The organism is Rhizobium sp. 57MFTsu3.2 (assembly GCF_012932765.1).
In the GTDB taxonomy this organism is placed as follows: Bacteria; Pseudomonadota; Alphaproteobacteria; order Rhizobiales; family Rhizobiaceae; genus Rhizobium; species Rhizobium altiplani.
This window is the reverse complement of record NZ_JDWI01000029.1, coordinates 46,767-65,401: the sequence shown is the minus strand read 5'-3', so window position 1 is coordinate 65,401 and position 18,635 is coordinate 46,767. Positions and strand designations below refer to the sequence as shown.

The 18,635-nt window shown below is 59.9% G+C and carries 18 protein-coding genes; 11 read left to right on the top strand and 7 right to left on the bottom strand.

From position 1 onward, the window contains the following. Positions 1–132 precede the first annotated feature (132 nt). The gene (locus tag AF71_RS24735; RefSeq protein ID WP_246733796.1) at positions 133–285 is read left to right on the top strand and encodes a hypothetical protein; all 153 of its coding nucleotides are present in this window, start codon (positions 133–135) and stop codon (positions 283–285) included. Between the two features lie 186 nt (positions 286–471). Here the strand turns inward: AF71_RS24735 and AF71_RS24730 are convergent, their stop codons facing one another. After that, positions 472–699, bottom strand: a complete 228-nt coding sequence (locus tag AF71_RS24730) for a hypothetical protein (protein ID WP_113469847.1) — start codon at positions 697–699, stop codon at positions 472–474. Between AF71_RS24730 and AF71_RS24725 the strand changes: the two genes are divergently transcribed. Together AF71_RS24725 and AF71_RS24720 are read left to right on the top strand one after the other, a co-directional pair. Further along, positions 698–2,107 (top strand): nodulation protein NfeD, encoded by a 1,410-nt coding sequence (locus tag AF71_RS24725; protein ID WP_169683648.1) that lies wholly within the window; start codon positions 698–700, stop codon positions 2,105–2,107. The two genes, AF71_RS24730 and AF71_RS24725, sit on opposite strands and share 2 nt — an antisense overlap. Positions 2,108–2,133: 26 nt before the next feature. Then, positions 2,134–2,895 carry a slipin family protein gene (locus AF71_RS24720; RefSeq protein WP_062368341.1) on the top strand — a complete coding sequence of 254 codons (762 nt, stop codon included), beginning with the start codon at positions 2,134–2,136 and terminating at the stop codon, positions 2,893–2,895. Positions 2,896–2,982: 87 nt separating this feature from the next. Here AF71_RS24720 and AF71_RS24715 read toward each other — a convergent pair whose 3' ends face one another. From AF71_RS24715 to paaG, 4 genes are all read right to left on the bottom strand, one after another. After that, a complete protein-coding gene (locus AF71_RS24715) occupies positions 2,983–3,579 on the bottom strand; it encodes a TetR/AcrR family transcriptional regulator (RefSeq protein WP_025660533.1) in 597 nt (198 codons plus the stop codon). A 104-nt stretch (positions 3,580–3,683) separates the two neighbouring features. After that, positions 3,684–4,994: a phenylacetate--CoA ligase PaaK gene (paaK, locus tag AF71_RS24710; protein WP_169683646.1), complete on the bottom strand. Its 1,311-nt coding sequence runs from the start codon at positions 4,992–4,994 to the stop codon at positions 3,684–3,686. A gap of 35 nt (positions 4,995–5,029) precedes the next feature. After that, on the bottom strand, positions 5,030–5,479 hold the full coding sequence (paaI, locus tag AF71_RS24705; RefSeq protein ID WP_169683644.1) for a hydroxyphenylacetyl-CoA thioesterase PaaI: 450 nt from the start codon (positions 5,477–5,479) through the stop codon (positions 5,030–5,032). Then, a complete protein-coding gene (paaG, locus tag AF71_RS24700; RefSeq protein ID WP_169683643.1) occupies positions 5,476–6,270 on the bottom strand; it encodes a 2-(1,2-epoxy-1,2-dihydrophenyl)acetyl-CoA isomerase PaaG in 795 nt (264 codons plus the stop codon). The genes paaI and paaG overlap by 4 nt, the downstream gene beginning before the upstream one ends. 102 nt (positions 6,271–6,372) lie before the next feature. On the opposite strand from paaG, the gene paaN reads away from it, so the two are divergent. The 7 genes from paaN (at position 6,373) to AF71_RS24665 (ending at position 14,618) form a co-directional block, all read left to right on the top strand. After that, positions 6,373–8,034, top strand: a complete 1,662-nt coding sequence (gene paaN / locus AF71_RS24695) for a phenylacetic acid degradation protein PaaN (RefSeq protein ID WP_169683642.1) — start codon at positions 6,373–6,375, stop codon at positions 8,032–8,034. A 41-nt stretch (positions 8,035–8,075) separates the two neighbouring features. Beyond that, a complete protein-coding gene (locus AF71_RS24690) occupies positions 8,076–9,224 on the top strand; it encodes an ABC transporter substrate-binding protein (protein WP_169683641.1) in 1,149 nt (382 codons plus the stop codon). A 66-nt stretch (positions 9,225–9,290) separates the two neighbouring features. Further along, on the top strand, positions 9,291–10,163 hold the full coding sequence (locus AF71_RS24685) for a branched-chain amino acid ABC transporter permease (RefSeq protein WP_169683639.1): 873 nt from the start codon (positions 9,291–9,293) through the stop codon (positions 10,161–10,163). Next, on the top strand, positions 10,160–11,122 hold the full coding sequence (locus AF71_RS24680; RefSeq protein WP_169683638.1) for a branched-chain amino acid ABC transporter permease: 963 nt from the start codon (positions 10,160–10,162) through the stop codon (positions 11,120–11,122). The genes AF71_RS24685 and AF71_RS24680 overlap by 4 nt, the downstream gene beginning before the upstream one ends. Continuing rightward, entirely contained in the window at positions 11,119–11,904 is a 786-nt protein-coding gene (locus tag AF71_RS24675; protein WP_169683637.1) for an ABC transporter ATP-binding protein, read from the top strand. The genes AF71_RS24680 and AF71_RS24675 overlap by 4 nt, the downstream gene beginning before the upstream one ends. After that, positions 11,891–12,592: an ABC transporter ATP-binding protein gene (locus tag AF71_RS24670; protein WP_169683635.1), complete on the top strand. Its 702-nt coding sequence runs from the start codon at positions 11,891–11,893 to the stop codon at positions 12,590–12,592. Before AF71_RS24675 ends, AF71_RS24670 begins: the two co-directional genes overlap by 14 nt. 4 nt (positions 12,593–12,596) lie before the next feature. Then, a complete protein-coding gene (locus AF71_RS24665) occupies positions 12,597–14,618 on the top strand; it encodes a 3-hydroxyacyl-CoA dehydrogenase NAD-binding domain-containing protein (RefSeq protein ID WP_169683634.1) in 2,022 nt (673 codons plus the stop codon). 53 nt (positions 14,619–14,671) lie between these two features. On the opposite strand, the gene AF71_RS24660 is transcribed toward AF71_RS24665, so the two are convergent. Together AF71_RS24660 and AF71_RS24655 are read right to left on the bottom strand one after the other, a co-directional pair. Next, a complete protein-coding gene (locus AF71_RS24660; RefSeq protein WP_169683633.1) occupies positions 14,672–15,418 on the bottom strand; it encodes a CpsD/CapB family tyrosine-protein kinase in 747 nt (248 codons plus the stop codon). Positions 15,419–15,548: 130 nt separating this feature from the next. Beyond that, positions 15,549–17,003, bottom strand: coding sequence for a Wzz/FepE/Etk N-terminal domain-containing protein (locus AF71_RS24655; RefSeq protein WP_169683631.1), 1,455 nt, complete (start codon positions 17,001–17,003; stop codon positions 15,549–15,551). 332 nt (positions 17,004–17,335) lie between these two features. On the opposite strand from AF71_RS24655, the gene AF71_RS24650 reads away from it, so the two are divergent. Then, entirely contained in the window at positions 17,336–18,634 is a 1,299-nt protein-coding gene (locus AF71_RS24650; protein WP_169683630.1) for a polysaccharide biosynthesis/export family protein, read from the top strand. Position 18,635 lies beyond the last annotated feature (1 nt).

Below are 18,635 nucleotides of genomic sequence, written 5' to 3'. Positions count from 1 at the left end.
AGCGTGTGTCCGAAGGCATAAAAATCACCCCGATCGGGAAGTTTTGCGCATCCTGATACCCTTGCGCGTGTGGTACAGGCCGAGGATGCGATCAAGCTCGCAGTGATAGAAGCCTTCAACGAGGCGAATATCTTGAAGCGAGAACTAGCCCGCCGCCACGGCAAGACCGAAAATGAAGCCAGACGGATCTTGGATCCTGACCATCATTCCAAGCTTGGTCAGCTGCAGGATGCGATGCAGGCGCTCGGCAAAACCATCGTCGTTTCGGTTCTCAAAGCGGCTTGAAACAGAGAAAGGCGCGGACCGGGAGCCGCGCCTTTTTTCCTCACAAGGCCTAATTATCAATATCCGCCTGCACCACCGCCTCTGGGAAAGAGTGCCTCAGGCGGCATCGTCCGACCGGTATTCCCGCTGCCGTTTCCGATGCCGTTGCTCTTCGGCAGCGATCAATCGCCTCGAGAATTCTGCCGGCTATCGACGCCGCAAACTGGTCGCCAGCTGCACAAGTTTCGCTGCCAGCGCATTACCTGCTTTTGATCCGGATTGCTCGATCGCACTTCCAGCCTCGCGACCGCCTTGAGCAAAACGATCCTCGATACCCTCGAAGACATTCAAGCTGTTCGCCCCGGACTGCGACGCTTTTCTTTCTCTTTGTGATTTCTGGCTCTTTGTGATTTCTGGGATATACTGGAAAATCATGAGCGTTCCGCAGGTGGTAGCGCTGAGCTTGAAGCGTTGGCGGTGGGTGCCGCCAATCCTGATCTCGTTGTTCTTGCTGCTCTTAGCTCCAGGCATCTTCACGCTGTCGGCGTCGGCGCAATCCAATCGCGCTGCGGTCGTCCTCAAGGTGAACGGCGCCATCGGACCTGCAACGGCAGATTATGTCATACGGGGCCTTCAGCGTGCCGGCGGACATGCCAGCCTGATTATCCTTGAGATGGACACGCCCGGTGGCCTCGACACGTCCATGCGGGACATCATTCGTGCCATCCTTGCCTCGCCCGTGCCAGTCGCCGGCTTCGTTGCACCGAGCGGCGCAAGGGCTGCCAGCGCGGGTACCTATATTCTCTATGCAAGCCACATTGCGGCGATGGCGCCCGGCACCAACATAGGAGCAGCGACACCGATCGCACTCGGGGTGAACCCTTTTGGCGGCGATGCAAAACCCGGGAAAGAACCGGACAAGCAAAATGACAAGCAAGCCGAGCCTCCAGCCAGTGCCAGCGAAAAGAAGATCATCAACGACGCGGTGGCGTATATTCGCGGGCTTGCGGAATTGCGCAATCGCAACGCCGACTGGGCAGAGCGGGCCGTGCGGGAAGGCGCGAGCCTTTCATCGACCGCAGCGGTGCGCGAACATGTCATTGATTTCACGGCGGTGGATGTCAACGATCTCCTTGCGCAGGCACAGGCGCGCGTGGTGCGGGTCGGTCAGACAGACATGCGAATTGATACCGCCGGTTTGACGGTACAGGAGTTCGAGCCGGACTGGCGAACACGCCTGCTTTCGGTGATTACCGATCCAAACATCGCAATCATCCTGATGATGGTTGGTATCTATGGCCTCATCTTCGAGTTTCTTGCGCCCGGGACGATGTTTCCCGGAACGATCGGCGGCATCTCACTCCTTCTTGGTCTCTATGCCCTGGCATTGCTTCCGGTGAGCTTTGCCGGCATCGGGCTCATCATCCTCGGCGTCGGATTGACGGTGGCCGAGATGCATTCGCCAAGCTTCGGCGCTCTGGGCATCGGCGGCGGGGTAGCCATGATCCTCGGCGCAACCATTCTGTTTGATACGGATATGCCGGGCCTTCAGGTTTCCCGCCCTGTACTTGGCGCAATCGCTCTTGCCAGCCTCGTTTTCAGCCTGCTCGTTGCACGCCTGGCATTTGCCTCGCGGTGGCGCAAAGTCGCGACGGGCGCTGAGCAGATGATCGGTATTTCGGGCCAGGTCGAGAGTTGGGCCGGGCCTACAGGCTATGTCATCACGCATGGCGAGCGCTGGAAGGCGATTTCCACCGAGGTGCTCGCCGCCGGGGACGCTGTCGAGGTAATCGCCCGCAACGGTCTGACGCTCGAGGTCGAGAGACGCCCCGACAAGAGCTAGCGGCCTGAAGAGAGCAGGAGAACGTCATGGCTATGTTTGCAGATCTTGCCTTTTATCTTGTGGCGATCCTTATCTTGCTCGTGATCATTGCATCCGCGATCAAGATCCTGCGGGAATACGAACGTGGCGTCGTTTTCACGCTTGGCCGCTTCACAGGCGTCAAGGGACCCGGCCTGATACTCCTGATCCCCTACGTCCAGCAAATGATCCGGGTCGACTTGCGCACGCGGGTACTCGATGTGCCGAGCCAGGACGTCATTTCTCATGACAATGTCTCGGTCCGTGTCAGCGCGGTGATCTACTTCAGGGTCATTGATCCCGGAAAGTCGACGATACAGGTCGAGGATTTCATGATGGCGACAAGCCAGCTTGCCCAGACGACATTGCGCTCGGTCCTCGGCAAGCATGACCTAGACGAGATGCTGGCGGAACGTGACCGGCTCAACCTGGATATTCAGGAAATCCTTGACGCTCAGACGGATGCCTGGGGCATCAAAGTCGCCACTGTCGAGATCAAGCATGTCGACATCAACGAATCGATGATCCGCGCAATTGCCCGCCAGGCGGAAGCCGAACGCGAGCGCCGCGCAAAAGTCATCAATGCCGAGGGTGAACAGCAGGCGGCTGCAAAGCTCCTCGAAGCGGCCCAAGTCCTCGCCAGGCAGCCAGAGGCCATGCAGCTGCGCTATCTGAACACCTTGAACGTCATCGCAAGCGAGAAGAGCTCGACGATCCTGTTCCCCTTTCCGATGGAGTTCGGCAATCTCATGGCTCCCAAACCGAAATGATCAACCTTCAGGCTCGGCCTGCCGGTCATGATCATCTCAAGGGGCCTTATGCGCGACCGAAGCGCAATAGGCGAAACGCCGCGGGCCCTAGCGGACCGCCTTGACGCCCTCGAGGATAAGGGTCGTGGCGATATCGGCATACTCGTCACGGCTGACCTGGCCGCCTGGGCGAAACCACATGTAGACCCAGTTCATCATGCCGAAGAGCGACATCGTCACTGGCATCAGCAGAGGCTTGCTGGCGTTGAGGTCGGGGTTGATCTCGATGATGGTATTGGAGAAGCGCTTGACGATCCGGCGCTCGATGGCGCGCAACTCGTCCAGCTGTTCTTGCGACAGCGCACTCGTGCCGTTCAGCTGCACCTTGTGCTCGTTGTCCGCATCGCGATAATTCTCCAGGACTTGCCGGACCAGCAGCCGAAGTCGCTCCTGAGGCGTCACACTGGGTTCGTCTGCGGCAGCAACGGCAGCTTCCAGTTCCTCGAGATGGTTGCGAATGATATCGAAAATCAACGCGTCCTTGCTCGGGTAATAGTGATAGAGGAGGGCTTTGGAAACATTGCTGCGCGAGGCAATGTGGGCCATGGAGGCTTTCTCCATTCCCATTTCCGCAAAGACGGCAGCGGCGCTGCTCAAGAGGCTGCGTTGTTTCTCTTCAAAATCGATCGCGCGCGTTCGTGCCATATTATCCTGCGTTCCTGTTTTTCCTCCGCGCCCCCACGCGATGAGCCGAAGGGCTCGTGATTTGCGCTTCCCGGAATGATCATCACGCCGGGAAGCAATCGCCTCTATTCCTTTGGCCTGTTGTCGACGACCCGCTTTGCCTTGCCCTCGGATCGTGCGACTCCACCCGGGTCGCGAATCTCGATCTTCGTGGTAACACCAACGACGCTCTTGATGTAGTGGGCAAGGGATTTTGCCGAGGAGGCGCGTGCAGTTTCGTCCGCAGCCTCAGGCGTGCACTCGACATGAACCGTCATCTGATCCATGCGACCGGCGCGGCTGAGCTCGATCTGGAAGTGCGGAGCGAGCCCCTGACACTTCAGAATCTGCTCCTCGATCTGGGTCGGGAAGACGTTGACCCCGCGAAGGATCATCATGTCGTCGGAGCGGCCGGTGATCTTTTCGATGCGGCGCATGGAGCGGGCCGTGCCGGGCAGCAGCCGCGTCAGGTCGCGCGTGCGGTAGCGGATGATCGGCAGACCTTCCTTGGTCAGCGTCGTGAAGACAAGCTCGCCCATTTCGCCATCGGGAAGGACCTCGCCCGTCGCCGGGTCGATGATTTCAGGATAGAAATGGTCTTCCCAGATGTGCAGCCCGTCCTTGGTCTCGACGCACTCACTGGCAACGCCGGGACCCATGACTTCGGAGAGGCCATAGATATCGACCGCATGCATGTCGAATGACTGCTCGATTTCCTGGCGCATCGCGTTCGTCCAGGGCTCGGCGCCGAAGATGCCGACCGCCAGCGAGCTCTCGCGCGGGTCTATGCCCTGTCTGTGGAACTCGTCGAGGATGGAGAGCATATAGGATGGCGTCACCATGATGATGCGCGGCCGGAAATCCTGTATCAACGTGACCTGACGCTCTGTCATGCCGCCCGACATCGGCACGACGGTACAGCCAAGCCGTTCGGCGCCGTAGTGGGCACCAAGGCCGCCCGTGAAGAGCCCGTAGCCGTAGGCGACGTGGACCATGTCTCCAGGCCGGCCACCGGCAGCACGGATCGAGCGCGCCACCATATCCGCCCAGACGTCGATGTCCTTCTGCGTATAGCCGACGACCGTCGGCTTGCCCGTGGTGCCCGAAGATCCATGGATGCGCGTCAGCTTCTCGCGCGGCACGGCAAACATGCCAAAGGGATAGGTATCGCGAAGATCCTTCTTGGTCGTGAAGGGGAACTTTGCGAGATCGGCCAGCGACTTCAGATCCGACGGATGGACGCCCGCTTCGTCGAAACGCGCCCTGTAGAAGGGCGAATTCTCATAGGAATGGCTCAGTGACCACTTCATCCTGGCAAGCTGAAGTGCGGCGATCTCGTCACGCGATGCTGTTTCTATCGCGTCGAGGTCGCCAGGGCGGGGTGAAAGGTCTTCCATGTCTGTCTCTCCTCCGAGATGAATGACCGGCGGCTTTACGCCTCTTCCGGCAAAAGGGTGCCCTTGACGGTGCGCGAATGGCCACGGAACTCGGCAATGTGCTCGCCGTTCTGATTGGTCACGTTGATATCGTAGATGCCGCCACGCCCGCGCCGTGAAACCTCCCGCGCGGTTGCCGTCAAGCGATCGCCGGCAAAGGCCGGTGCAATGTAGGTAACCGAGCAATGCTGCGCGACGGCCCGCTGATTGTAGGTGTTGCAGGCAAAGGCGAAGGCGGAATCGGCCAGCGTGAAGATGTATCCGCCGTGGCAGGTCCCATGGCCGTTGGTCATCTCCGGCTTGATGACCATCGAAATGACCGCCATGCCGGGTGCCACACGTTCCATCGCCATGCCAAGGCGACGGGAGGCATTGTCGTCGCGCCACATGGCGTCTGCGCAGGCGTTCGCAAGCTCCTGGGCCGTGAGAATGATCCTGTCGGTCATTGTCCCTTGAACTCCGGCTTGCGCTTTTCCAGGAAGGCGGCGACGCCCTCGGCATAGTCGGCACTGCGTCCAGCTTCGCGCTGCAGATCGCGTTCAAGCTCAAGCTGCTCATCGAGCGAATTGGTTGCCGCTGCCTGGATCGCGCGCTTGGTCATGCCGAGACCCTTTGTCGGTCCGGCCGCAAGTTTGGCGGCAACGGTCCTGGCTTCATCGAGGAGTGCCGCATCGTCGACCGTCTTCCAGATCAGCCCCCAGCTTGCCGCCGTTTCTGCGTCGAGCGGCTCGGCGGTCAGTGCCAGCGCCTTGGCGCGCGCTTCGCCAAGCAGCCGCGGCAGGCTCCAGGTGCCGCCGGAATCGGGTACGAGGCCGATCTTGGCGAAAGCCTGAATGAACCGCGCCGAGCGAGCCGCCAGAGTGATATCGCATGCAAGCGCGATATTGGCGCCCGCACCCGCGGCAACGCCGTTGACGGCACAGATGACGGGCTTTTCCAGTGTCCTGATCAGCCGGATCAGCGGGTTGTAGAAAAGCTCGATCGTGCGTCCAAGGTCGGGGGCCGCCCCACCCTTGCGCGGATCGCGGTCGCCGAGGTCCTGCCCCGCGCAGAAGCCGCGACCGGCGCCGGTCAGAAGTACCGCCCGAACGGATGCATCCCGATGCGCACGTTCGAAGCCTGCCCTGAGCGCCAGATGCATCTCTTCATTGAAGGCGTTGAGCTTGTCTGGACGGTTGAGCGTCAACGTAAGGACGCCATCGGCAAATGCCGATAGGACGGTGTCGGATTCGGACATGTTTCCTCCAGTTCCGCCAGGATCGGGCGGTTCATGAAAAAACTCTTGCATAAACCGACCGGCCGGTCAATTATAAATCCACAGCATGAGAGGAACATGTGAATGGATGCCCTTTTCGACCGCCACCAGCCAACCCTTGCCGCAGCCCTGAAGGCTGCGCAGGAACGCGGTTATTGGTCGGCCTATCCTGAAATCCCGAGCGGCAAGATCTATGGCGAAACCGCCAAGGACGATGGCCTGGCATCCTACAATGCCCGGCTCGGCAAGCCTTTTGCCTTGCCTGGCCATCCGGAGACGGCGAAGGTCGGCGCGGAAGTCTCGCCATTCGGCCCGACGCTCGGCATCACCTATCCGGCCGCAGATGCAGACACGCTGATCGCCGCCTCGCAGGCTGCGGCACCCGCATGGGCGGATGCGGCGGTCAAGACCCGCGTCGGCATCTGCCTCGAAGTTCTGGCCCGCCTCAATCGCATCAGCTTCGAAATCGCCAATGCCGTCATGCACACAACGGGACAGGCCTTTGCCATGGCATTCCAGGCTGGCGGACCGCATGCGCAGGACCGCGGCCTCGAAGCCGTTGCCTATGCCTTCGCAGAGATGACCCGCACGCCGGCTCAGGCCATCTGGACCAAACCGCAGGGCAAGGCCGAGCCGATCGTTCTGGAAAAACACTGGCGGATCGTGCCGCGTGGGATCTCGCTGGTGATCGGCTGCCAGACATTTCCGACCTGGAACAGCTATCCAGGCCTGTTTGCCAGCCTTGCGACCGGCAACACCGTCATCGTCAAGCCGCATCCGGGCGCAATCCTGCCATTGGCGATCACGGTTTCAGTCATTCGCCAGGTGCTTGCCGAAGAGGGATTTGACGCCAATATCGCGCTTCTGGCCGCCGACGCGCCGGGTGCCGAAATCACCCGCGATCTCGTTGAGAACAATGCGGTGCAGCTCATCGACTACACCGGCTCGAACAGCTTCGGCGAATGGGTGCGCAAGCATGCCGGAGACGCTCAGGTCTACACCGAAGAGGCTGGCGTCAATTCGATTGTCGTTGCCGGCACCGATAACTTTGCAGGCATGTGCGCCAATATCGCCTTTTCTCTTTCGCTCTACAGCGGCCAGATGTGCACCGCCCCGCAGAACATCTTCGTTCCAAGGAACGGCATTAAGACCGATGAGGACCACAAGAGCTTCGACGACGTGGCAAAGGCAATTGCCGCAGCCATCGACGACCTTCTTGCCGATCCGGCACGCGCCGGGGGGGTCTGTGGCGCGATAGCCAATCCGGCTACTCTATCGCGCATTGAGACCGCCCGCAGCCTCGGAACACTCATTCGCGACTCTGCCCCGGTCACGACAGCCGGGAATGCGCGCACGGCAACGCCCCTCGTCCTTGCTGTCGATGCCGACAAGACGGATGCGCATGAGGAAGAGCGCTTCGGTCCGATCGCCTTCATTGTCGCTGTTGCGGATGTTGCCGTGGGCATTGAAAAGGCATCAAGCCTTGCCCGTCGGAAGGGTGCGATCACCGCGGCACTTTATGACACCGACGATCGGCGCATCGACGCTGCTGTCGACGCCTTCGCCAGGGCGGGCGTCAATCTCTCGATCAATCTGACCGGCGGCATCTTCGTCAATCAGAGTGCTGCGTTCAGTGATTTCCACGTCACCGGCGCCAACCCGGCCGGCAATGCCAGCCTGACAGACGCGGCCTTCGTGGCCAACCGCTTCCGCACCGTCATGTGGCGCCGTCCGAAGGCGGCGTGACGACTTTGACTTAACCTTTGTTCTCTTGGGAGGAGACTGACATGAAATTTGCGATGACCACCGCGCTCGCGGGTACGCTTGCGCTTGGGCTTGGCTTTGCCGGCGAAGCCCTTGCCGACATCCGCATCGGAGCGACTGTCTCGGAAACAGGACCCGCCTCGTTCCTTGGCGACCCTGAAGCCAAGACGCTGAAGCTCTTGGTCGACGAGATCAATGCGGCTGGCGGCGTTCTCGGTGAGAAGCTCGAGCTCGTCATCTACGACGACGGCGGCGATCCGAACAAGGCACGCACCTTCGCAACGCGTCTGGTCGAGGACGACGAAGTCACCGCGGTCATTGGCGGCACCACCACCGGCACCTCGATGGCAATCATCCCGGTTGCCGAAGATGCCGAGATCCCATTCATCTCGCTTGCTGGCGCCATCGAAATCATCGACCCGGTAAAGCCCTATACGTTCAAGACGCCGCATACCGATCGCATGGCCTGCGCAAAGATCTTCGACGACATGAAGAAGAAGGGCTTCACGAAGATCGGCATGATCTCCGGTTCCGACGGCTTCGGCGCCTCCATGCACAAGCAGTGCCTGGCCATCGTTGGCGACTATGGCATTGAGGTCGTTGCAGACGAAACCTATGGGCCGAGCGATGCGGACATGACCCCGCAGCTCACCAACATCAAGAACACTTCAGGCGTGCAGGCAATCCTCAACCCGGGCTTCGGCCAGGGTCCGGCAATTGTCACCCGCAACTACGCACAGCTCGCCGTCGGTCTGCCGCTTTATCAGTCGCACGGTGTTGCCTCCAACGGCTTCATCGATCTGGCTGGCGCGAGTGCGGCCGAAGGCATTCGCCTGCCGGGTACCGCCCTGCTGGTGGCCGACCTCCTGCCGGAAAACGATCCGCAGCGCGCGGTCGTTGCCGCCTACAAGAAGAGCTTCGAAACAGCGACGGGCAAGCCGGTATCGACCTTTGGTGGCTATGCGCACGACGCGCTCCGCATCCTCGTCGACGCGATCAACCGTGCGGGCAAAGCCGATCCCGCAGCCATTCGCGAAGCCATTGAGCAGACGAAGGGCCTCGTCGGAACGACCGGAACCGTCACCATGACGGCGGACGATCACCTCGGACTCGATCTCACGGCCTTCCGCATGCTGGAGATCCGTGACGGTAGCTGGAAGATCGTCGACTAAGTGCCGAACCGTGCTTTCGGGAGCGTGTGACGCTCCCGATCAGGCGCGGTGCAAAGGGAGGCAGCCATGGCCGAGTTCATGCAATTTCTGCTGTCCGGGGTGACGGTCGGTGCGGTCTACGCGCTGGTGGCCCTCGGCTTCACCATCATCTACAACGCATCCGATGTCGTGAACTTCGCCCAGGGCGAATTCGTCATGCTCGGCGGCATGATCACCGTCTTTTCCTATCAGGCGGGCATTCCACTGCCGCTGGCGGCGATCCTTGCCATCCTCGTGACGGCAGCGATCGGGGTTGCACTCAACAAGCTCGCCATCGAGCCCGCGCGCGGTGCCCCCGTGGTGTCCCTGATCATCATCACGATTGGCGCCTCGATCTTCATCCGCGGCCTGACGCAGATCGTCTTCGACAAGCAATTGCATCGCTTCCCCGCCTTCTCGGGCGATACGCCGATCGCAATCGGCGGAGCGACCATCCTGCCGCAGAGCCTGTGGGTCGTTGCCGGCGCGCTGGCAGTCTTCATTAGCCTTTGGCTGTTCTTCACGAAGACGCTCACTGGCCGCGCGGTGCTCGCGACCGCCAATAACCGCATCGCCGCGCAACTGGTCGGCATCAACACGCGCTACATCATGACGTTGAGCTTCGCGCTTTCAGCCGCGATCGGCGCCCTGGCAGGTGTGCTCGTCACGCCGATCACGCTGACCAGCTATGATGTCGGCATCTCGCTGGCGCTCAAGGGATTTGCCGCTGCCATGCTGGGCGGGATGGGCAACCCCAAGGGAGCACTCGTGGGCGGCCTGCTTCTCGGTGTCCTCGAGGCCATGACCGCCGGCTACATAAGCTCACAATACAAGGACGCGGCTGCCTTCATCGTGATCCTTGCCGTCCTCTTCGCCATGCCGCAGGGCATCTTCGGCCGCAAAGTCACGGATCGGGTATGACGATGAAGCTCTCCTCGAAAACCATCACGCTGCTTGTGCTGACGCTCGTCGTCGTCGCCCTGCCCTTCCTGTTTCCCTCCTCCTACTATTTCCGCGTCGGCTCGCTGATCTTCGTCAACGGACTTGCGGTGACGGGTCTTGTCATCCTCACCGGATATGCCGGCCAGATCAGCCTCGGCCATGCCGGCTTCGTCGGGATCGGCGGCTACAGCTGTGCGCTTGCGCCTCTTCACATCGGCCTGCATCCAGCCTTGGCTGTCATCCTTGGCGCCGTGCTTTCCGCCCTTGTCGCATGGCTGGTCGGACGGCCCATCCTGCGGCTGAAGGGATACTATCTGGCCGTGGCAAGTCTCGGGCTTGGAGCGCTGGTTGCCATGGTGCTTGCCAATGAAGCGGGATGGACCGGTGGTCCTGACGGCATTGCCGTTGTCGACCTCGGATTGCGGCCGCTCCTGAAGTCACTCGGTCTCGACATGTCGAACCCGGTCTTCTGGTATGCCTTTACCGGTTTCATCATGCTGATCGGCGCCTGGCTCGCACTCAACCTCTTTCACAGCCCGACCGGGCGTGCGCTGCGCGCCCTTCATGGCTCGGAGGTCGCTGCCCGCACCGTCGGCGTCGATGTCGCCAAATACAAGCTGAGGGCCTTCGTGATCTCCGCAGTCTACGCGTCGGTTGCCGGTTCCCTGCTGGCGCTGCAGAACAAGTTCATCACCCCGGACGTTGCCGGCTACATGCATTCGATCGAGTTGGTCACCATGGCGGTTCTCGGCGGTGCGGGTTCCGTTGTCGGCGCAATCCTCGGGGCCGCCATCCTGACGACGCTGCCTCAGGTCCTGACCGTGTTTCAGGAATATGAGCAGCTCGTGCTCGGCCTCATCATGATGCTCGTGATGATCTTCATGCGCGACGGCCTGCTTCCGAGCCTTGCGCGCCTGATCAGAGGGAGGGGAGAATGAGCCTGCTTCAAGTCGAAGGCCTCGGGATCGACTTTGGCGGCCTGCGTGCCGTCAATGATGTGAGCTTTTCCCTGAAGGCGGGCGAAATCGTCTCGGTGATCGGACCGAACGGCGCCGGCAAGACGACCCTCTTCAACATGATTTCGGGCGTCTACCTGCCAGGCCGCGGGCGTATCCTGCTCGCAGGGGAGGATGTCACTGGCCTTGGGCCGCATCTGCTCGCCGAACGGGGTCTCTCCCGCACGTTCCAGAACCTGCAGATATTCCAGACAATGACGGTGCTGGAGAATGTCACCGTCGGTCATCATCTGCACGAACGGGGATCAATTCTCGCCGATCTCCTCGGGCTCCCGGGCTCGCGTCACAGAAGCCAGGCCTCGGAAGCCGGAGCCCGCGAACTGCTTAAGCGTGTTGGCCTTGCCCAGGCAGCCGAGAGAACTGCGGGCTCCTTGTCCTACGGTGCGCTGAAACGGCTGGAGATCGCCCGCGCGCTTGCCCTGCAACCACGTGTGCTGCTTCTCGACGAGCCGGCTGCCGGCTGCAACGCTGTCGAGACGGAGGAGATCGATCACCTGATCGCCGAGGTCGCGGCTGAGGGCGTTTCCATTCTGCTTGTGGAGCACGACATGAAGATGGTGATGCGCATTTCGAACCATATCGTGGTGCTCGATCACGGCGAGAAGATCGCAGAAGGAGAACCGGCAGCGGTCGCCCGCAACCCGCGGGTCATCGAAGCCTATCTTGGCGCGCAAGCGGTGGAGGCGGCTGATGTTGACGGTTGAAGGATTGCGCTCCCGCTATGGCCGCATCGAAGTTCTGCACGGCATTGATCTTGAGGTCGGTTCGGGCGAAATTGTCACTGTTGTGGGTGCGAACGGCGCTGGCAAGACGACGCTTCTGCGTTGCCTTTCCGGCATACAGCCGGTGTCGTCAGGTTCCATTGTGTTTCGCGGCGAGAGCCTGAACAGTGTTCCAGCCTATCGCCGCCCGGCGCGCGGCCTCGCGCAATCGCCCGAGGGACGGCAGATCTTCACGAACCTCTCCGTCGAGGAAAATCTGCGCCTCGGCGCCTTCCTTTTCTCCGACGACAAGGTCGAACGGGACATGGAGGAGGCATTCGTCATGTTCCCGGTGCTGCGCGAAAAACGCAATCTGGCGGCCGGTGGCCTGTCCGGCGGCCAGCAGCAGATGCTTGCGATTGCCCGTGCCCTGATGGCCCGCCCCTCCTGCCTGCTGCTCGACGAGCCAAGCATGGGACTGGCGCCGATCCTCGTCGCCCAGATCTTCGAGGTGGTGAAGGGCCTGCGTGCGCTCAACGTCACTGTGCTTCTCGTCGAACAGAACGCCTTTGGCGCACTGTCGATTGCCGACCGCGGCTATGTGATGGAGACCGGCCGTATTACAATGTCGGGACCAGCTCAGGACCTGATTGCCGACGAACGAATTCGCGAAGCCTACCTGGGAATTTGACATCATGACCGTAACCATCGAACGCAACGGCGACATTGCCGTCGTCACCATCGACAACCCGCCCGTGAACGCCTTGTCGCAGGCGGTGCGGCAGGACCTGTGGAATGCGGCCGAGACGCTGGACGCCGACCCTTCGGTGCGCGCAGTGGTGCTGATCTGCGACGGACGGACGTTCATTGCCGGCGCCGATGTCAACGAATTCGGCAAGCCGCCGATGCCCCCTCACCTTCCCGACCTCGTCGCTCGTATCGAGACGGCAGCCAAGCCTTGGGTTGCTGCAATTCATGGCAGCGCGCTCGGTGGTGGCTTCGAAGTGGCGCTCGGCTGCCGCTTTCGCATAGCCGTGCCGTCGGCAAGCGTCGGGTTGCCCGAAGTCCGCCTCGGCATCGTTCCAGGTGCCGGGGGCACCGTGCGCCTGCCACGGCTGATCGGACCGGCGCTTGCAACCGAGATGGTCACAACAGGTACGCCCGTGGCAGCGCCGAAGGCGCGGTCTCAAGGGCTGATCGATGCCGTTGTCGAGGGTGATCTGGAAAAGGGGGCGATCGACTTTGCGCGTTCTGCCGTGGATCAGTCCCTTCCACTTCCGCTCCGCCAGCGCGGCGTGCCGGCCGTCGACGCGACGTTCTGGGAAACGACCTCAAAGGCGGTCGCCAGCCGCGCCAGGCGCGAGGAAGCACCGCTTCGCGCGCTCGCCTGCGTGAGGAAGGCGGCGGAGGCCGATTTCGACACCGCGATGGCCTTCGAGCGGCAGACATTTCTCGAATTGCGCGGCTCACCCCAGGCTGCAGCCCTGCGCCACGTTTTCTTCGCCGAGCGGGCAGCGCCCAGGCCACCTGAACTTGCAGGGGTCGAGCCCCGAAAGATCCGTTCTGCTGCTGTCATCGGCGGCGGCACGATGGGCGCGGGTATTGCGGCCGCCCTTCGCGACGCAGGACTGCCGGTGACGCTTGTGGAGCGCAACGAGGCTGCGGTCGAACGCGGCCTCTCCAACCTGCGTTCGATCTTCGAAGGCGCGGCCAAACGCGGCAAGATCGGTCCAGATGTTGCGGCCGAGCGCCTGGCCGACGTAACAGGAACGACAGACTACAGCCAGCTTTCCGCAACCGACCTCGTCATCGAAGCAGTGTTTGAGGATCTCGACGTGAAGCGCGAGGTCTTCGGCAGGCTTTCGACGGTTTGCCGCGCCGATGCGGTTCTTGCCACCAATACGTCCTACCTCGATCCCGAGCAGATCGCGGCAGGCATCAGGCACCCGGAGCGCTTCCTCGGGTTGCATTTCTTCAGTCCGGCACATGTCATGAAGCTGCTGGAGATCGTACCGACCGCCCATACCGCGCCCGCAACCCTTGCAACGGGCTTTGCACTTGCGAGGATGCTGAACAAGATTCCTGTGCGCGCCGGCATCTGCGATGGCTTTATCGGCAACCGGATCCTGAAAGTCACCCGCGCCCAGGCCGAACGTCTGTTGCTGGCGGGCGCGACACCACAGGCGGTCGATGCAGCGATGCGCAGCTTCGGGTTGCCCATGGGGCCCTTCGAGGCCCAGGACCTCGGCGGCCTCGACATTGCCGCTTTCCAACGCAAGGCGGCGCGTGCCCGTGGCGAGACCCCCTTCGCTCCAATCGCGGAACGGCTTTGCGCATTGGAACGCTTTGGCCAGAAAAGCGGCGGCGGCTGGTACGACTACGCGAAGGGCGATCGCACGCCCAGACACTCAGAAATCGTCGCCGACATTATTGCCGGGGAAGCCCGGGAAACGCCGCAGAGAGCGTGGGATGAAGCCAGCATCATCGACTGCATCGTCCTGCCGATGGTCAACGAGGCCACAAAGATCCTCAACGAGAAGGTGGCGTTAAGAGCTGAGGACATCGACCTCGTGGAAATCCACGGATATGGCTTTCCGCGCTGGCGCGGTGGTCTGATGCATTATGCTGAAGGGCGGGGAACCGATGAAATTGCCTCAAGACTCAACGAACTTGCAGCAAACGGGCTGGCCGAGCCGCCTTTCAAATTACAGGTTTGAGGCGAGGCGGTCTCCAGCAACGAGATAAGGCAGGACTATCCAGGGCCTCTTTGCTAATAGCCATACTGTTCGTGACTATACTGGCTCTTGTTCAGGACGACGCCTAGGACGTTCGTTTTCTCGCGCAGGGTCTGTTCGCAGATGTCCACCTCACTGATCGTGCTCTGATCTGAAGCGGCAATGAGGATGACACCATCGACATTCGGCAGGAATGCAAGCACATCATCGGTCGACAGCATCGGTGGCAAATCATACAGAACCACGTCTGGCTCGATCTTCTGGCGCATGTCTTCTATTGAGTGGGCTGCGACGGCACTTTGAAGAAGCTCCGCCGAGTACTGGACCGGCTGTCGATTTGGCGCAATCGCCAGGTTGTCGCCGTATCGGAAGAACGTTTCGCGTAGGCCGACATCGCCCTTCAGAAAGCTCTCGATAGAGCCTGGATTCTTGATGGCAAGGGACTTGCCTACCTGCGGTCGCCGCAAATCAAGATCGACAAGGACAGTTCGACAATCCCTTTGATTGGCGAGGCTGAATGCAAGGTTCAGCGCAATGCACGTCTTGCCGCACGCCGGTGTGGCAGACGTGATAGCTACCGAAGTCCAGTTATTCTCCCTGAGGAGACGGAGCAGTTTCGTCCGCATCATGTCAAAGGCAGCGTGAGCCGGTGACGACCGGTTCAAAGTGATAATGCGATTGTTGGCTGCGGCATCGGGATCGACGACAAGTGGGGGAAGTCCCTCCCACGCGCCTCGCACGATCTCCAACGGTTCCGGCAATGCCGGACTCCGATCGTCCATCTCGACAACCCCTCTACTAAGTGACGATCTGCCAACAGACTCCATTACAAATCCTCAATCAACGCGTCGACGCCGGACGCTTTTCGAGTTCACATCGTCAACCAGCGGCCTGGAGACGACACCACTTCCCTCACCGGTAGCTGAGCATGCGCTTGACGCTATTGAGCCTCCTCTTCAACGGTGGCGTTCGTGTCTCATAGGGGGTATTGATGAATGGAATTACCGCCAGCGGCTGCGCCTGGAGCATCTGGATCAATTCGGCGGGGCGGCGGATCGTTTTGTTCAGTATTTCAAGCAAGACAATAATGCCGAAACTCAAACCCACTCCAGCAAGGAGGCCACCGAAAGCGATGAGGCGACGCTTCGATCGCATTGGCTGTTGCGGTTCTGTTGCCGGCTCCAGCAGGGAGAACCGGTTACCGTCCGACCGAGCCTCGATCTGCCGGCCCAATGAAGCTTCCGCACGTTTGGCAATCGCGGTGTTGTACTGGGTTTGCGTGTTCGAGAGCGTTCGTTCAAGGGCGTTCAAGCGGATATCGGTTGCCGGAGTTGCACTTATCGATTGCGTGAGAGAAGCAATCTTCTCGGTTATCTGCTCGCGCTCCTTTTCGATCGCACCTATTCGCCTGTCCACGTCGGACAGTTGGAGATCGAGGCCGGACTGTGCCTTCGAATCAGTACCCTCTTGTCTTTTGGGAACCACTTTTCCGCGCAGCGCGGCAATGCGTCCCCGCAACGCGACGATGTTGGGGCTCGTCTCGGAAAAGACCGTGAGCTGATCGGCAAGGGCTTTGTTGAGATCAAGTAGCATTTGTTGCTCTGCAGTCAGCGGCTCTCCCGTTGGATACTTGCCCGTCACCATATAAGTCTCGACCAGAAGGCTCCGTCTTGTCCGCAGGTCCGATTCTTCGCGCTCAAGCGATATGAGGCGCTCTTGCAAGGTGCTCTGCTGGGTGCGGCGAAACTCCAGGCTTTCTGGTAGCGTATCCCTGTTTTCGTTCTTGAATTTCAGGAGTTCCGCCTCGATTCGGGCAAGGTCCCCGTCTAGGCGCTTCACCTCGTCATCAAAGAATTCCAGGGTATTTCCCGCCCTGTCTGTTCTTTGCTTCTGATTGCTGTTGAGGATCGACGTCGCAAGCTCATTGGCAACCTGGGCTGCGAGGATCGGGGACTTGGCCTCGAACCCGATTGCGAATACCGATGTTCCATCGCCACCGCTCAATTCTGTTTCCTCAAAAGTGATGCGGGCCCGCAAATTCTTCACAAGATCCTCGACTGACGGCTGTTCCTTCTCGTCGGCATAAATGTTGAGCTTGGCTGCGAGTTTAACAAGATTGTCTCGCGTCGTAAGTTGCTGCTGGATTATCTGCAACTGGCCCACGGAACTGGTCTGGACAGTGGACTGGACGAGGTTGGCGGGAATCTGCGGCGCTTCAACCAGGATCTTTGCTGAAGACTGATAGGTTCGCGGCAGAAGTATCGCAACGATAAGGGCAATGATCGTGGTCGCCGTTACGCATAGCAGTATATACGGCAATCTCCGTCGAAGAATTGAAATGTAAAAATGGACGTCAATTTCACCCATCGCGAATATATCCGAACTTGAAGGCCAGAGCGGCACAATGCTAGGCGTTATTCTATCAGATTTTGGAGACGTGATAGTTGATCGATAGTGGGTATGATCGCTGTGTTCTGTAGTCCATTTGGGTAATCTATGTCGCGGCCTGTGATCATGAGCCATCAATTTCACCGCACTGATTCTTTTGAACACCTCTAGAACTAACGATAATTGATTACTTACGGCATATTGCTCGAAATACCGTAGGATGAAAGAATAAATTCATCGCCACACAAAGCGACACCACGACATCTCCTGATTGATCTCAAAGATAGCGCGAAATATTGTTGGAGCGTTACATGATAATGCACAGAGGTTTCGGCAAGTTTCCGCGGACAGTCCCATGGCTTGTTGCGACTGCGAGTGCTTTGCTGATTGCCCTGAATGTCAGTGCAGCCCTCGCCTCTACGATTTTTCCCAATACAAGGATCCGGCTGACCCTTGTCCAGTGGATGCCGACGAAGGGAAGTTACGAGCAATGGACTGCCGTGGGGGGGGATTATACGGTCTCGGACGAGGGGACGATCATTGTTCCACTGCTTGGCGCAATCTCAGTCGAAAACAAGGACGAAGCTGCCCTCGCGTCTGCCATCGCTAAGGCGTTGAAGGAAAGGATCGGGCTGGTCGATGAACCAGCCGCCAGCGTCGAGATCATAAAATATCCGCCGATCTATGTCATGGGCGACGTTAAAAATCCTGGCGAATATGAATTCCGCACCGGCATGACAGTTCTTCAAGCGTTGGCACTGGGCGGTGGCGAACTGCAGGCTCCGGATACGACCGCAAGTCCAGAGGTCGTTATCAAACTGGTCGGCGATGCGAAGGAGATCGATGACTCGATCATGCGCACGGCCGCAAAAATTGAGCGCCTTGAAGCTGAAATGGCTGGGCAAACAACGTTCCAATCCAAGCAAGAACCGAACGATGCCGTTGCTATTGCCGTCGGCCGGCAGGAAGAGGCGATATTCTCGGCGCGGGCAAACGAGCTTTCGAGGCAGACGAAATCATTGACAGCGCTTCGCGATTTACTCTCTAGCGAGATCGGCGTTCTTGAAGAGAAGATGAAGAGTACGGACGCAAACATAAACTCCGCACAACAGCAACTCGATAGCACCATTGCGCTTGTTGAGCGCGGCGCGCTTGTCGCAACACGACAAGCAGAAGCCGAACGCACGATGAGATCCTACCAGGACACACGCCTTGATCTTACCGTCCTCATTATGCGGGCCCGCCAAAGCATCAGCCAAACCACGCGTGATCTTGAAGGACTTGCGGACAGAAGACAGACAGAAATTGCTTCAACGCTGCAGACAGAGCGCGCCCTTATGAGCAGTTTGCAGCTCAAGAAGGCCACAGCCCAGAAGGTGCTCATGGAAACCCTGTCATCGGGCGCGTCTTTGGAGCCTGCCGGGAAACCAAAGATTGAGTACATGATCGTCCACAACAATGGTGGAAAGAGCACCGAGACCCTCGCTACCGAGACCACGTCAATGGCGCCAGGCGACGTGTTGAAGATCACCCGTAACGCGCCGCATCCAACGCCTCCATCGATATCACCTGATACGTCAGAACCCATTGTACCGGACGCCGGCCAATGAC

Excerpts from the sequence above, each read along its gene's own strand:
- AF71_RS24720 (WP_062368341.1), top strand. The coding sequence starts at position 2,134 with ATGGCTATGTTTGCAGATCTTGCCTTTTATCTTGTGGCGATCCTTATC.
- AF71_RS24665 (WP_169683634.1), top strand. The coding sequence starts at position 12,597 with ATGACCGTAACCATCGAACGCAACGGCGACATTGCCGTCGTCACCATC.
- AF71_RS24725 (WP_169683648.1), top strand. The coding sequence starts at position 698 with ATGAGCGTTCCGCAGGTGGTAGCGCTGAGCTTGAAGCGTTGGCGGTGG.
- AF71_RS24685 (WP_169683639.1), top strand. The coding sequence starts at position 9,291 with ATGGCCGAGTTCATGCAATTTCTGCTGTCCGGGGTGACGGTCGGTGCG.
- AF71_RS24690 (WP_169683641.1), top strand. The coding sequence starts at position 8,076 with ATGAAATTTGCGATGACCACCGCGCTCGCGGGTACGCTTGCGCTTGGG.
- AF71_RS24730 (WP_113469847.1), bottom strand. The coding sequence starts at position 699 with ATGATTTTCCAGTATATCCCAGAAATCACAAAGAGCCAGAAATCACAA.
- paaK (WP_169683646.1), bottom strand. The coding sequence starts at position 4,994 with ATGGAAGACCTTTCACCCCGCCCTGGCGACCTCGACGCGATAGAAACA.
- AF71_RS24675 (WP_169683637.1), top strand. The coding sequence starts at position 11,119 with ATGAGCCTGCTTCAAGTCGAAGGCCTCGGGATCGACTTTGGCGGCCTG.
- AF71_RS24670 (WP_169683635.1), top strand. The coding sequence starts at position 11,891 with ATGTTGACGGTTGAAGGATTGCGCTCCCGCTATGGCCGCATCGAAGTT.
- AF71_RS24680 (WP_169683638.1), top strand. The coding sequence starts at position 10,160 with ATGACGATGAAGCTCTCCTCGAAAACCATCACGCTGCTTGTGCTGACG.
- AF71_RS24660 (WP_169683633.1), bottom strand. The coding sequence starts at position 15,418 with ATGGACGATCGGAGTCCGGCATTGCCGGAACCGTTGGAGATCGTGCGA.
- paaI (WP_169683644.1), bottom strand. The coding sequence starts at position 5,479 with ATGACCGACAGGATCATTCTCACGGCCCAGGAGCTTGCGAACGCCTGC.
- AF71_RS24715 (WP_025660533.1), bottom strand. The coding sequence starts at position 3,579 with ATGGCACGAACGCGCGCGATCGATTTTGAAGAGAAACAACGCAGCCTC.
- paaN (WP_169683642.1), top strand. The coding sequence starts at position 6,373 with ATGGATGCCCTTTTCGACCGCCACCAGCCAACCCTTGCCGCAGCCCTG.
- AF71_RS24655 (WP_169683631.1), bottom strand. The coding sequence starts at position 17,003 with ATGGGTGAAATTGACGTCCATTTTTACATTTCAATTCTTCGACGGAGA.
- AF71_RS24650 (WP_169683630.1), top strand. The coding sequence starts at position 17,336 with ATGATAATGCACAGAGGTTTCGGCAAGTTTCCGCGGACAGTCCCATGG.
- paaG (WP_169683643.1), bottom strand. The coding sequence starts at position 6,270 with ATGTCCGAATCCGACACCGTCCTATCGGCATTTGCCGATGGCGTCCTT.